Source organism: Paraburkholderia tropica, from assembly GCF_900109265.1.
In the GTDB taxonomy this organism is placed as follows: Bacteria; Pseudomonadota; Gammaproteobacteria; order Burkholderiales; family Burkholderiaceae; genus Paraburkholderia; species Paraburkholderia tropica.
Map to the genome: position 1 here is coordinate 77,628 of NZ_FNZM01000012.1, position 12,845 is coordinate 90,472.

General features: G+C 66.0%; 8 protein-coding genes. 6 read left to right on the forward strand and 2 right to left on the reverse strand.

Translation table 11 applies throughout. The annotated features are described in order from the left end of the window. Positions 1 to 16: 16 nt before the first annotated feature. The 5 genes from BMY06_RS20820 (at position 17) to BMY06_RS20840 (ending at position 10,941) form a co-directional block, all read left to right on the forward strand. Positions 17 to 1,345, forward strand: coding sequence for an efflux RND transporter periplasmic adaptor subunit (locus BMY06_RS20820; protein ID WP_080180477.1), 1,329 nt, complete (start codon positions 17 to 19; stop codon positions 1,343 to 1,345). Positions 1,346 to 1,363: 18 nt separating this feature from the next. Continuing rightward, entirely contained in the window at positions 1,364 to 4,567 is a 3,204-nt protein-coding gene (locus BMY06_RS20825; RefSeq protein WP_074984927.1) for an efflux RND transporter permease subunit, read from the forward strand. Next, positions 4,564 to 7,878 (forward strand): efflux RND transporter permease subunit, encoded by a 3,315-nt coding sequence (locus BMY06_RS20830; protein WP_065063472.1) that lies wholly within the window; start codon positions 4,564 to 4,566, stop codon positions 7,876 to 7,878. Before BMY06_RS20825 ends, BMY06_RS20830 begins: the two co-directional genes overlap by 4 nt. Next, positions 7,875 to 9,437 carry an efflux transporter outer membrane subunit gene (locus BMY06_RS20835; protein ID WP_074984928.1) on the forward strand — a complete coding sequence of 521 codons (1,563 nt, stop codon included), beginning with the start codon at positions 7,875 to 7,877 and terminating at the stop codon, positions 9,435 to 9,437. Before BMY06_RS20830 ends, BMY06_RS20835 begins: the two co-directional genes overlap by 4 nt. Before the next feature lie 301 nt (positions 9,438 to 9,738). Beyond that, positions 9,739 to 10,941 carry a BamA/TamA family outer membrane protein gene (locus BMY06_RS20840; RefSeq protein WP_074984930.1) on the forward strand — a complete coding sequence of 401 codons (1,203 nt, stop codon included), beginning with the start codon at positions 9,739 to 9,741 and terminating at the stop codon, positions 10,939 to 10,941. A gap of 25 nt (positions 10,942 to 10,966) precedes the next feature. On the opposite strand, the gene BMY06_RS20845 is transcribed toward BMY06_RS20840, so the two are convergent. Then, positions 10,967 to 11,422: a PACE efflux transporter gene (locus tag BMY06_RS20845; RefSeq protein ID WP_065063466.1), complete on the reverse strand. Its 456-nt coding sequence runs from the start codon at positions 11,420 to 11,422 to the stop codon at positions 10,967 to 10,969. 115 nt (positions 11,423 to 11,537) lie between these two features. Next, positions 11,538 to 12,191 carry an oxygen-insensitive NAD(P)H nitroreductase gene (gene nfsB / locus BMY06_RS20850; RefSeq protein WP_065063464.1) on the reverse strand — a complete coding sequence of 218 codons (654 nt, stop codon included), beginning with the start codon at positions 12,189 to 12,191 and terminating at the stop codon, positions 11,538 to 11,540. A gap of 192 nt (positions 12,192 to 12,383) precedes the next feature. On the opposite strand from nfsB, the gene BMY06_RS20855 reads away from it, so the two are divergent. Continuing rightward, complete coding sequence (locus BMY06_RS20855; protein ID WP_065063463.1) at positions 12,384 to 12,803, forward strand: secondary thiamine-phosphate synthase enzyme YjbQ; 420 nt, start codon at positions 12,384 to 12,386, stop codon at positions 12,801 to 12,803. The last annotated feature ends 42 nt before the right edge of the window (positions 12,804 to 12,845 follow it).

The following is a 12,845-nucleotide window of genomic DNA, read 5'->3' on the forward strand; positions in this document are numbered from 1 at the left end:
CGACCGGGAGACTGGCATGAGCGATACGCCGAACCGCCCCACCGCCCCGCAAACGCCGCCTTCGCCGCCTTCGCAGCAGACTCCGCCGCCCGCGCGCAAACGTCGCGGCGTCTGGATTCTGGCGCTCGTCATCCTCGTGCTGATCGTGCTCGTGGTGCTGCACGTGCTGCACCGCAAGAAGCCCGAACGCGGCGCGGCGGCGCAGGTCGTCACGGTCGCGCCCGCCGCGCTCGGCGCAATGCCCGTCACGCTCAACGCGCTCGGCACGGTCACGCCCGTGGCCACCGTCACGGTGCTGCCGCAGTTGAGCGGCTATCTCACGGAAGTCGGGTATCGCGAAGGTCAGGACGTGGTCAAAGGCCAGTTCCTCGCGCAGATCGACCCGCGCCAATACGAGATCAACAAGGAGCAGGCCCAGGCCACGCTCGCCAAGGATCAGGCCTCGCTCGCCCAGGCCCGCTCCGACCTCGCGCGCTACACGTTGCTCAACGAGAAGAAGTCGATCGCCGAGCAGACCTACGCCGACCAGAAGTTCCTCGTCGCGCAGGACGAAGCCGCCGTGAAGTCGGACCTCGCCACCATCAAGCAGTACGAGCTCGACCTGATCTATTGCCACATCACCGCGCCGGTGTCGGGCCGCGTCGGCCTGCGTCTCGTCGATCCGGGCAATTACGTGACGGCGTCCAGCTCCACGGGCATCGCCGTCATCACGACGATGAAACCCACCACGGTGCAGTTCACGGTGCCGCAAAACGCGCTGTCCGACGTGCTGCAACGCACGAACGCGGGCGCGAAGCTGCCGGTCACCATCTATAGCGCCGACAACACCAAGGAACTCGCCACCGGCACGCTCTACGCGATCAGCAACCAGATGGCCACGGCCACCGGCACGGTCACGTTGCGCGCGAGCGTCCCGAACGACGACGAGGCGCTGTTCCCGAACGAGTTCGTCAACGTGAAGCTGCTGGTCGACACGATGCAGAACGCCGTGCTCGTGCCCACGCCCGCGGTGCAGTCGGGCGCGCCCGGCGACTACGTGTATCTCGTCAACGACAACAACACCGTGTCGGTTCACAAGGTCACGATCGGGCCGGGCGACGGCCAGCATACGGTGATCGTCTCGGGCCTGAGCGCGGGTCAGCGCGTGGTCACCGACGGTCTCGACCGCCTCAACGACGGCGCGAAGATCCAGCCCGCGGGCGCGCGCCCGGCCAGTGCAGCAAGCGGCGCCAAAGCGGCGCGCATGGGCAACGCCTCGCACGCGCATGCGCATGCCACGACCGCAGCGTCGGACGCCCCGGCCGCCAGCGCGGCCACGGCGGATTCCGCTTCGCAAGCGTCCTAAGCAACCCGTCCCGCCCCGATGAATATTTCGCGTCTTTTCATCCTGCGGCCCGTCGCGACATCGTTGCTGATGATCGCGCTGGTGCTGGTCGGCCTCGTGGCGATGAAGTTCCTGCCGGTCTCATCGCTGCCCGCGGTCGACTATCCGACCATTCAGGTGCAGACTTTCTACCCCGGCGCGAGCCCGACCGTGATGGCCACCACCGTCACCGCGCCGCTGGAAGTGCAGCTCGGCGAGATTCCGGGCTTGCAGCAGATGGTCTCGTACAGCTCCGAGGGCGCCTCGGTCATCACGCTGCAATTCGACCTCTCGCTCAATCTCGACGTCGCCGAGCAGAACGTGCAGCAGGCCATCAACGCGGCCAACAGCTATCTGCCGAGCGGCCTGCCCGCGCCGCCGACCTACGCCAAGGTCAATCCCGCCGACCAGCCGATCCTCACGCTCGCGGTCACGTCGAATTCGATGTCGCTCACGCAGTTGCAGGACGCGGCCAACAACCGCCTCGCGACCAAGATTTCCGAAGTGCCGGGCGTGGGTCTCGTGAGCACGGCGGGCGGCAACGTTCCGGCCGTGCGCGTGGAAGCCGATCCGCAGAAGCTCGCCGGTTACGGCCTGAATCTCGACGATCTGCGCACGCTGCTCGCCAACGTGAACGTGAGCGCGCCGAAGGGCAACTTCGACGGCCCCGAGCTCGACTACACGATCAATTCGAACGACCAGATTTCCGATCCGAAAGATTACGAAGACACGGTCATCGCGTACCAGAACGGCGCGCCGGTCTACATGAAGGACGTGGCGCGCGTGTCCACGGCCGCGCAGGATGTGGAGCGCGGCGCCTGGTACAACAAGCAGCCCGCCATCGTGCTGAACGTGCAGCGCCAGCCGGGCGCGAACGTGATCGCCACGGTCAACCAGATCATGCGCCAGCTGCCGCTGCTCGAAGCGACGCTGCCGGCCGGCATGAAGGTCACGGTGGTGTCGAACAGCGTCGGCGTGATCCAGTCCTCGGTGCACGACGCCGCGTTCGAACTCGTGCTCGCGGTGGCGCTCGTGGTCGCCGTGATTTTCGTGTTCCTGCGCAATCTGCCCGCCACGATCATTCCGAGCATTTCGGTGCCGGTCTCGCTGATCGGCACGCTCGCGATCATGTACGAGCTCGGCTATTCGATCGACAATCTCTCGCTGATGGCGCTCATCATCGCCACCGGTTTCGTCGTCGACGATTCCATCGTGATGATCGAAAACATCGTGCGTTACCTCGAAGAAGGCGAAAAGCCCTTGCAGGCCGCGCTAAAAGGCGCGGGACAGATCGGCTTCACGATTCTCTCGCTGACCATTTCGCTGATCGCCGTGCTGATTCCGCTGCTGTTCATGGGCGGCGTGATCGGGCGTCTCTTCAGCGAATTCGCGGTCACCCTCGCGGTGACCATCGTGCTGTCCGCCGTGGTCTCGCTGACCGTGGTGCCGATGATGTGCGCGCGCATTCTGCGGCCCCAGGCCGAACGCCATCCGAGCCGCTTCGAGCGCATCAGCGAAGGGCTGTTCGACAAGACGCTCGCCGCCTACGAGCGCGGCCTGCGCTGGGTGCTCGACCATCAGATCCTCACGCTGATCGTGGCCGTGCTCACCGTCGCCATCACCGGCCTGCTCTATGTGGTGATCCCGAAGGGCCTCTTCCCGGTGCAGGACGTGGGCGTGCTCCAGGCGATCAGCGTGGCAGACAATTCGGTGTCGTATTCGGCGATGGTGCGCCGCCAGAGCGAACTGGCCGAGCAGATCCTCAAGGACCCCGACGTGGTCTCGCTCACGTCTTACGTGGGCATCGACGGCATCAATAACACGCTGAACAACGGCCGCTTCCTGATCAACCTGAAGTCGCACGACGACCGCTCGGAAACCGCCGAGGAAATCGGCCGGCGCATCCAGCAGTCGGTGGCGAAGGTGCCGGGCATTCGCCTCTATGTGCAGCCCGAGCAGGATCTGACGCTCGACACGACGGTCTCGCGCAGCCAGTACAACTTCGTGCTGCGCGGCCCGAGCCAGGAAGCGTTCGGGCAGTACGTGCCCGACCTCGTCGCGCGCATGAAGCAGATTCCGTCGATCGCCGACGTCACGAGCGACCTGAACACCGACGGTCTCTCCGTGAACGTGCAGGTGAACCGCCAGCTCGCGGCGCGTTACGGCATCACGGCGGCGACCATCGACAATGCGCTTTACGACGCGCTGGGCCAGCGCATCGTCTCGACCATCTTCCAGCAGTCGGACCAGTACCGCGTGATTCTGGTCGCGAAGCCGGAGTCGCTGCCGACGGTCGATTCGATCGGCGACATCTATCTGCCGAGCCAGACCGCGAGCACGGGCCAGGTGCCGCTCAAGGGCATCGCGACCATCAGCATCACGCGTTCGCCGCTGATGATCAGCCACCTCGCGCAATTCCCCTCGGTGACGATCTCGTTCAATCTCGCCGACGGCGCGTCGCTCTCTTCCGCCGTGCGCGACATCCGCAAGGCCGAAGCCGCCGTGAAGCTGCCGCCGTCGATCACCTCGTCGTTCCAGGGCGCGGCGCAGGCCTTCGAGGACTCGCTGTCGAGCGAGGTCTATCTGCTGATCGCCGCCATTGTGGCCGTGTATATCGTGCTGGGCGTGCTCTACGAGAGCTACGTGCATCCGGTGACGATTCTCTCGACGCTGCCTTCGGCGGGCATCGGCGCGCTGCTCGCGCTGATGATCGCGGGCAAGGACCTCGACGTGATCGGCATCATCGGCATCGTGCTGCTGATCGGCATCGTCAAGAAGAACGCCATCATGATGGTGGACTTCGCGCTCGAAGCCGAACGCGTGCACGGCAAGCCGCCGCGCGAGGCGATTTTCGAGGCCTCGCTGCTGCGCTTCCGCCCGATCCTGATGACCACGCTCGCGGCCATGCTCGGCGCGCTGCCGATGCTGCTCGGCACCGGCACGGGTTCGGAACTGCGCCGCCCGCTCGGGCTCGCGATCATCGGCGGCCTGACGGTTTCGCAGTTGCTCACGCTGTTCACCACGCCCGTGATCTATCTGATGTTCGATCGTCTCGCGGAGCGTTTCGGCCGCAAGCGCAACCGCGATGAAAGCGGCGACGCGGACAGCAACGCGCCTGGCGACAACGGCGGCGGTGGAAACAGCGGCGGCAACAACGGCGGCAGTGGCAACAACCCGCCGCCCGCGCCCGAGGCGACACCGTGAATCTTTCGGCGCTTTTTATCCGCAGACCGGTCGCGACCTCGCTGCTCGCGATCGCGATCCTGCTCGCCGGCACGCTCGCGTTCTTCCGTTTGCCCGTCGCGCCGCTGCCCAACATCGCCTATCCGGTGATCGTGGTGCAGGCGAACATGGCGGGCGCGAGCCCGGAAACCATGGCGTCCACCGTGGCCGAACCGCTCGAACGGCGGCTCGGCACGATCGCCGACGTCAGCCAGCTCACGTCGATCAACAACGTGGGCTCGTCGCTGATCGTGGTCGTGTTCGGCCTGAACCGCGACATCAACGGCGCCGCGCGCGACGTGGAAGCGGCCATCCAGGCCGCGCGAGCGGACCTGCCCACCACGCTGCGCAGCAATCCCACTTACCGGCAGTACAACCCCGCGAGCGCGCCGATCATGGTGCTCGCGCTCACCTCCGACACGCTCACGAAAGCGCAGCTCTACGATTCCGCCGACTCGGTCATCATGCAGCAGCTTTCGCAGGTGGACGGCGTGGGCCAGATCACGCTGGGCGGCGGCGCGCTGCCCTCGGTGCGCGTGGAGTTGCAGCCGGGCAAGCTCAATAGCTACGGCATCGGCCTCGAAGACGTGCGCGCGGCGATCGGCGCGGCCAACGCGAACAGCGCGAAAGGCCACCTCGACCAGGGCGACCAGCGTTTCGTCGTCACCTCGAACGACCAGATCAGCAATGCCGCGCCGTTCCGCGACGTGGTGATCGCCTATCGCGACGGCGCGCCCGTGTATCTGCGCGACGTGGGCACCGTGCGCGACTCGAACGAAAACATCCGCAACGCCGGCCTCTACAACGGCAAGTCGGCGGTGCTCGTGATCGTCTATCCGATGCCGGGCAGCAACGTCGTGAAGACGGTGCAGCAGATCCAGGCGCGCCTGCCCAACATCGAGGCCGCCCTGCCCGCCACCATCAAGGTGAACGTGGCGGTGGACCGCTCGGAGTCGGTGCGCGCCTCGGTCGCCGACACCGAGCGCACGCTCTTCATCGCCGTGCTGCTGGTGATCGGCGTGGTGTTCGTGTTCCTGCTCTCGCCGCGCGCCACGCTGATTCCGGCCGTGGCGCTGCCGCTCTCGATCATCGGCACTTTCGGCCCGATGTACCTGCTCGGCTACAGCATCGACTCGCTCTCGCTGATGGCGCTCACCATCGGCACCGGCTTCGTGGTCGACGACGCCGTGGTGGTGCTCGAAAACATCGTGCGCCATATCGAGGCCGGGCTCGATCCGAAAGAGGCCGCGTTGCGCGGCTCGGCCGAAGTGGGCTTCACGGTGCTCTCGATGAGCCTCTCGCTGATCGCCGTGTTCCTGCCGATCCTGCTGATGCCGGGCATCGTCGGCCTGCTGTTCCACGAATTCGCGATGACGCTCTCGATCGCGATCCTCATCTCGCTGATCGTCTCGCTCACGGTCACGCCCGCGATGTGCGCCTACGTGCTCAAACGCGAGCAGGTGCACAAGGAGCCGTCGCGCGCCGCGAAATGGATCGACGCGCAGTTCGAGCGCTTCAAGCAGTTCTATTCGCACTCGCTCAACGTCGCGCTCGATCACGCGAAGCTCGTGATCTTCCTGCTGTTCGCGCTGCTGGTCGGCAACGTGTTTCTCGCGCGCCTGCTCTCGGGCACCTTCTTTCCCGAGCAGGACACGGGCATTCTGATCGGGCAGATCATCGCCGACCAGAGCATCTCGTTCACGGCGATGGAAAAGAAGCTCGCGCAACTGCAGGAGATCGTGCAGCAGGATCCGGCGGTGGCGTCGGTGGCGGGCTTCACGGGCGGGCGCGCGCTCAACACGGCCAACGTCTTCATCGAACTGAAGCCGCTCGCGCAGCGCAAGCTCTCGGCCAGCGAAGTCGTGAACCGGTTGCGGCCCAAGCTCAACGGCGTATCGGGCGCACGCCTGTTCCTGCAGGCGCAGCAGGATCTGCAGATCGGCGGACGGCAGTCGGCGGCGGAGTATCAGTACACGCTCACGAGCGATGATGCCGACGCGCTGTTCAAATGGGTGCCCAAGCTCGTGACCGAGCTGAACAAGCATCGCGGCGCTATCATGGACGTGAATTCGGACCTGCAGCAAAACGGGCTGCAGACCTATGTGACCGTGAACCGGCAGACCGCGAAACGCTACGGCTTCGATCCGAACCAGGTCGACAGCGTGCTGTACGACGCCTTTGGCCAGCGCACGGTCTCGACCATCTACAACCCCATCAACCAGTACTTCGTGGTGATGGAAGTGGCGCCGGAATACTGGCAGTATCCGCAATCGTTCGATCGCATCTATCTGAGCACGGCGGCGGGTAACGCGAGCGGCTCGGCGTCCACGCAGATGTCGAGCAGCACGGTGTCGGGCGTGACCGCGTATAGCGCGATCACCAGCACGAGCACGTCGAGCAGCAGCACCAACGCCCTCAACGCCGACGCCGTGGCGAACCAGCAGAACAACTCGATCGCCAACAGCAAGGGCGGCAGTTCGAGCGGCAGCGCGGACAGCACGGCCGCCGAAACCATGGTGCCGGTGACCGCGATGATGAACTGGAGCGTGAGCCACACCGCGACTCAGGTGAACCACCAGAGCGGCCAGGTCGCGGGCACGATCTCGTTCAATCTGCCGACGGGCGGCTCGCTGTCCGAAGCGGGCAAGATCATCGAGCAGGCCGAGCGCGATATCGGCATGCCCGCCGCGATTCACGGCGAATTCGCGGGCGCGGCCCAGGCGTACGCGCAGTCGATGGGCACCGTGCCGCTGCTGATCCTCGCGGCGCTGGTCGTCGTGTATATCGTGCTGGGCGTACTCTACGAGAACACCATCCACCCGCTCACGATTCTCTCGACGCTGCCTTCTGCCGGGATCGGCGCGATTCTCGCGATGCTGATCTTCGGCACGCCGTTCTCGGTGATCGCGATGATCGGCATCATTCTGCTGATCGGTATCGTCAAGAAGAATGGGATCATGATGGTGGACGTCGCGATCCAGAATCAGCGCAATCTGGGCATGGATGCGCGCAGCGCGATTCACGACGCCGCCGTGGTGCGCCTGCGCCCGATCATGATGACGACCTTCGCCGCGGTGCTGGGCGCGGTGCCGCTCGCGGTCGGCATCGGCCAGGGCGCGTCGCTGCGCCAGCCGCTCGGCGTGACCGTGATGGGCGGCCTGCTCCTCTCGCAGGTCTTCACCCTGTACACCACTCCTGTGATTTATCTGTTCCTCGACCGCCTGCGCGCGCGACTCGCACGCTGGGCCGCACGTCTGCCCTGGAATCGCCAGGCCGATGAGAGCGCATCATGAAAACGACTGACTTCACTCTGATTCACCGCACGCGGCGTACGCTGCCGCTCGCGCTCGCCGCCGGCCTCGCGTTCGCGCTGAGCGGCTGCATGGTCGGCCCCGACTATCATCGCCCGCAGGTGTCGGTGCCGGCTCAATGGAAGGAGCTGCCGGGCTGGACCCAGGCCGAGCCGAGCGCCGCCGAAGCGCCGAAGGGCGACTGGTGGACCGCGTTCCACGATCCGCTGCTCGACGAACTCGAACCGCTCGTCACCGTGTCGAACCAGACCGTGCGGCAGAGCTACGCGAACTATCAGGAAGCGCTCGCCGAAGTGCGCGTGGCGCGCGCGGGCCTCTTTCCGACGCTGGGCGTGACCGGTTCGGCCACGCGCGAGCGCGCCTCGACGACCACCACGACCGGCAGCGCCGCCCGCATCGTCAACGCGGGCTCGCTCGAAGCAAACGCAAGCTGGGCGCCCGACCTCTGGGGCGAGGTGCGCCGCCAGATCGAGGAGCAGTCGGCCACGGCCCAGGCGAGCGAAGCCACGCTCGCCAACGCGCAGCTTTCGGAACAGATCGCGCTCGCGAACGCCGTGATCGACCTGCGCATCACCGACGCCGACATCGACCTGCTCACGGCGACGGTCGCCGCGTACAAGGACTCGCTGCGCGTGGTGAGCGATCAGGATGCGGCGGGCACCGTCGCGCCGTCCGATCTGCTCACGGCGCGCACGCAACTGGAAAACGCGCAGGCGAGCCTGATCGCGCTGGGCGTTTCGCGCGCGCAGTACGAGCACGCGATCGCGGTGCTGGTAGGCCGCAATCCGGAAGACGTGACGATCCCGCATAGCGAGCGCCTGCCGATCCTGCCGGAAATCCCGGCGGGCGTGCCGTCGACCATCCTGCAACGCCGCCCCGATGTCGCGACCGCGGAACGTCAGATGGCGTCGGCAAACGCGGCCATCGGCGTGGCCGTGGCGGCGTACTACCCGAGCATTTCGCTCTCGGCGCTCGACGGCTTCACGCAATCGCCGCTGTCGGGTCTGCTGCACATCAGCAACTATGTGTGGTCGCTCGGCGCGAGCGCGACCGAAACGATCTTCGACGGCGGCCTGCGCAGCGCCGACGTGGACGCCGCGCGCGCGAGCTACGACGCCTCGGTGGCGAACTATCGCGGCACCGTGCTGACGGCGTTCCAGGACGTCGAAAACGATCTTTCGGGCCTGCGGATTCTCGCGCAGCAAAGCGCGGTGCTCGAATCGGCCGTGCGTGACGCCACGCGCGCCACGCAGATCGCGCAGAACGAGTACGAGGCTGGCACGGTCGATTACACGACGGTCGTGACCGCGCAGGCCACGCAATTGAGCACGCAACAAAGCGCGCTGACCGTGCAGCAGAGCCGCCTGCTCGACGCCGCCGCGCTGATCGGCGACCTGGGCGGCGGCTGGAACGGCCAGATGCACGATGCGCGTCATCCGGATCGCGTCGACGGCAACGCGAATCCGGCCATCAGCGCGAGCGCCGGTGCGGCGGCGCCTGTGCAGGCGAGCGGCGTGGCGGCGGCCGCGCCGAATCCGTAAGACTCGGGCGCGGTCGCGCGCGCATTTTCGTTGAACTTGCCGCGCCTTGATGTGCCGCGCATGCCGTTCGTGCATGCGCTTTGATGCAGCCCTTCTCATCCCCCTCTTCACCCCCTGCGAGCGCAACCGATCGTGAGATCGGCTGCGCTATGCTGAATTGTCGGGCGCGCATCGTCGGCTTTGTGCCTTGGTGCGCTTGCTCGTGCGCTTGGCTCGTGCTCACGCGCGCCGCCGCGCCCCCCGTCGATCATCGCCTGCACCACAGCATCGGCACGATGCCGATGCGGGAGATTTCGCCACGATGACACGCCACCGGCACTCGAACCTCGCCATGCTGTGCGCGCTGCTCGCACTCGCCGTGACGGCCCACGCCGAATCCCCACCCAACGCGGACGACGCTAACAGGACAACCGCAGCGCACCCCACGGGGTTCGCACGGTTTCGCGACACGCAAGACGGCGCGTTCGACCTCAGCGACTTGCTGCTCAATCACAAGGGCGTGTTGCCGGTACCGACCATCATCACCGAACCGGCCGTGGGCTACGGCTTCGGACTTGGGCTGCTGTACTTCAGCGCCCCCAAACGCGAGGCAAGCGACAATGCCGGCTCAGCATCGAACAGCGCCGACGCCAAACCGACAATGTCACCGCCCAACATCACCGGCGTGGGCGGTTTCTTCACCGGCACGCATAGCTGGGGCGCGGGCCTCATGCACTTCCACAGCTGGGACGACGACCACATCCGCTATCTCGGCGTGCTCGGCAAGGTCAATCTGCATTTGAATTACTACGGTCCGCAAGGCAACGCCAACGCGTACCAGTTAAGCGGCGTCACCGTGGTGCAGCAGATTTTATTCAGGATTGCCAATAGCCCGTGGTACGTCGGGCCGCGCTATACGTTCTTCGATTCGGCCACACGCTTCGGCCCCCTGCTGCCCGACGGCCTCCACCATTTCGAGCGCGACGTACGCGTGGGCAAAGGCGGCATCGTGGTCGATTACGACACGCGCGACAACATGTTCTATCCGAGCCACGGCACCTACGCGGAATTCGAAGCCGATTTCGCGCGCGGCGGCTTCGGCAGTTCGAACGCGTTCGACATGCAATCGGTGAAGGCGTATCACTGGATCGAACTGACGCCGCGCTGGATTCTGGGACTGCGCGTGGACAGCGGCTTCTCGCAGGGCGACATCCCGTTTTTCGCGCAGCCCTACGTGAGTTTGCGCGGCGTATCCGACGCCCGATTCCAGGATCGCAATCAGGTCACGGGCGAGCTGGAACTACGCTGGAACGTCACGCCGCGCTGGGCGCTGCTGGGCTTCGGCGGCGCGGGCAAGGCCTGGGGCAAGCTGCATGCGTTCGGCGACGCGCCCACGGCTTTCGGCTTCGGCACCGGCTTCCGTTATCTGATCGCGCGCAAGCTCGGTTTGTCGATGGGTATCGACGTGGCGCACGGCAACGGGCAGAACGCGTTCTATATTCAGGTGGGCAGCGCGTGGCGCTGAGTCGCGTACTCAAGTGCGCGCCGGATCACGCGCAAGGTTCCGATTCCGCGCGCGGCTCCAGCGGCAGCGCCGAGGCAGGCAAACCGAACACGCGATCGAAGATCAGATTGAAGACGTAGGCATAGACGAGGAAGAACACCGCGAGGCCGACGTCCATCACGAACGCCTCGCCGAGCGGCACGCGCAGCGTGAGCGCGATCATCGGCACGAGAAACAGGATCAGGCCGCCTTCGAAACCCACGGCATGCGCGATGCGCCGCGCGACGCTGCGCCCGCGCTTCGTCTGGCGCGCTTCCCAGCGCTCGAACAACGTGTTGAACACGACGTTCCAGATCACCGCAATCAGCGACGAGAAAATCGCCGCCGCGCCCGCGCGGTCCATGCCGCTGCCCGACAGCGAGGCGAAGCTCGTGCTGGTGATGAGGATCGCGATCCCCTCGAACAGCGCGACGTAGACGATCCTGCGTTTGATTCCCTGCATGCCGTGAGCGCTCCCGCGCGATATTTTGCCTGGAAACCGAAAGTGAAAACCGGAAGCGGCGATGGTACCAGCATCCGCGCCGCCTCCCGTTTTCACGGCATGCGCGCCGTGGGCCTTACGCGAGGTCCGTGAACACGGCTTGCGCCGTGAGACGCGACTTCGGCAGCTTCGCGTTGAAGTCGTCGGCGCTGCGGTAGCCGAGGCTGATCACGACGAGCGACGTCAGGCCCTGATCGGCCAGACCGAGTTCCGCGTCGAGCGCAGCGGCGTCGAAACCTTCCATCGGGCAGGCGTCGATTTCGAGCGTCGACGCGCCGATCAGCACCGAACCCAGCGCCAGATACGCCTGCTTTTCCATCCACGACGGCAGATCGTTGCGCTCGCGATGCAGGTTCACGTAGAAATTGCGCGTGTTCGCCTGCCCCGTCTTCGCTTCGGCGCTCGCGAAGCGGCCATCGGCCTCTTCCTGCGCGAGCACGGCGTTCAGATGCGCCTCGTCCATGTCCTTGCGCACGCACAGCACGAGCACGTGCGAAGCCTTCAGCACCTTCGGCTCGTTGTACGCGTAGCCGGGCTGCATGGACTTCGCCACGCGCGCGCGGGCCGCGTCGCTTTCGGCCACCACGAAATGCCAGGGCTGCGAGTTCACCGACGACGGGCTGAAGCGGATCAGCTCCTTCAATTCGTCGATGACCGCGGCCGGGATCTTGCGGGCGGGATCGAAAGACTTGGTCGAGTGGCGAGACTTGGCGAAGCGGGTGAGGTTCAAAACATTCTCCTGAATCGATGCGAGGTCTGACGTCGGCCGCCAGCGCGGCGGCAAGGCCGGTATCCTACCAGCATGCGGCGAAGGCCGTGCGGGCGGCCATCGGACCTGTTGCGGCGACCTCGCTCTGCCTGCTCGCCCCGCCTGCTCGCTTCGCCCGCCCCGCTTACGCATCGCGCCTTACCGGAGAAACCCATGCGCCAGGCCATCCATCATCTGCACGTGCACGCGCGCTCGCGCGGGCTCGTCGATTTCACCGCGCAGGTGCGCGAATTCGTCCGCGAAACCGGCATCGGCACGGGTTTGCTGACGCTGTTCTGCCGCCATACCTCGGCTTCGCTGCTGATCCAGGAGAACGCCGATCCCTCGGTGCGCCGCGATCTCGAACGCTATTTCGACGCGATCGCGCCCGAGGACCCGCAGCGCTACGAGCACGACACCGAAGGCCCCGACGACATGCCCGCGCATCTGCGCACCGCGCTCACGCAGACGCAGTTGTCGATTCCCGTCGAGTTCGGCGGTCCGGTGCTCGGCACGTGGCAGGGGATTTATCTGTTCGAGCATCGGCGCCACGCCTCGACGCGCGATGTCGTGCTGCACCTGATCGGTGAATAGACGCACGCCGGACACCCGCCGTTAGCGAACCTTGTCGCGCCG